Source organism: Chromobacterium alticapitis (assembly GCF_002924365.1).
GTDB classification, from domain to species: domain Bacteria; phylum Pseudomonadota; class Gammaproteobacteria; order Burkholderiales; family Chromobacteriaceae; genus Chromobacterium; species Chromobacterium alticapitis.
The window spans coordinates 1-1,140 of sequence record NZ_PQWB01000195.1 but is presented as its reverse complement, the minus strand read 5'-3'; the positions used below and the strand labels follow the sequence as shown (position 1 = coordinate 1,140).

Genomic DNA, 1,140 nt, shown 5'->3' with positions numbered 1-1,140 from the left:
AAAACGGCAAGATGAGCATGCGGATCAAGCGCAAGGCAGCAGCCTGGGATGATGATGTGCGGGCCCAGTTTCTTGGGCTTGCGCCATTATGATGTTAGAGTGCGGAGGCCCTGATCATCAGGTGTGCCGCATACGCCGGATAATTGACTGATGTTTTGTAGGTGATGCACTGCCGAATCGTGGCGGAACTCCCGGCTTTGCTGGGATTCCGCCCTACGGGTCGTGGTCAGGACTCTGCCGTAGGGGGGATGCCCCGGAGGGGCGATCCACCTTTGCCCACGGCCGCTGATGGGTGCGTGCAAACCCTGCGGCTGACTTTGTCGCCGGCCTTTTGACGGATTGGTTAACGGGTGTTTTTGGTCTTATGGTTTGGGCTTTGGTGTCCTGGAGAATGGCCATGCCCAACTATCGGCGCTGGCGGGTGCCGGGTGGGACGTATTTCCTGACCTTCACGCTGCTGGATCGAGGCTCCAGCTTGCTGGTGGACCGTATCGACGAACTGCGCGCGGCGGTGAGGCGGACTCGGCGGGAGCGTCCGTTTCATATCGATGGTTGGGTGGTGCTGCCGGATCATGTGCACTGCATGATCACCTTGCCGCTTGGCGATGACGATTTTTCTAACCGCATCAAAGCCATCAAAATCCGTTTCGTCCGCGCCTTGCCTGCGCTGGAATATCGCAATCCCGCTCGGTGCCGCAATGGCGAACGAGGCATTTGGCAGCGCCGCTTCTGGGAGCATTGCATCCGTTCCGAGGCCGACTATGCCGCGCATCTGGATTACATCCACATCAATCCGCTCAAGCACGGTTTGGTGTCCCGTGTTCGGGACTGGCCGTTTTCCACTTTTCATCGGGCGGTTAAGCAAGGCTTGTATCCGCAAGACTGGGCGGGAGGGGATGACTTGATGTCGGTGTCCGCGCTTGAATGATGTGTCCGCTTCGCGGACTAATATTTTAAGTGCCGGTTCCGCCCGGCATGACGGGTCCATTTCTTTTGCTCCGCCAAAAGAAATGGACGAAAGAAAAGGCGGCCCTGGGCGCTTCGAAAGGCTATGTCCCAATTCCGTGTTGGGAGCTATGCTGAATACGGTAGCAGACCGGGAGCAACGCCATGGATGCCCAAAGTTTTCAGCGTTTTCTT

The 1,140-nt window shown here is 57.6% G+C and carries 1 protein-coding gene; it reads left to right on the top strand.

Annotated elements, in window-relative coordinates:
* The first annotated feature begins 397 nt into the window (after positions 1 to 397).
* On the top strand, positions 398 to 928 hold the full coding sequence (locus C2I19_RS21305) for an REP-associated tyrosine transposase (RefSeq protein WP_103904573.1): 531 nt from the start codon (positions 398 to 400) through the stop codon (positions 926 to 928).
* The last annotated feature ends 212 nt before the right edge of the window (positions 929 to 1,140 follow it).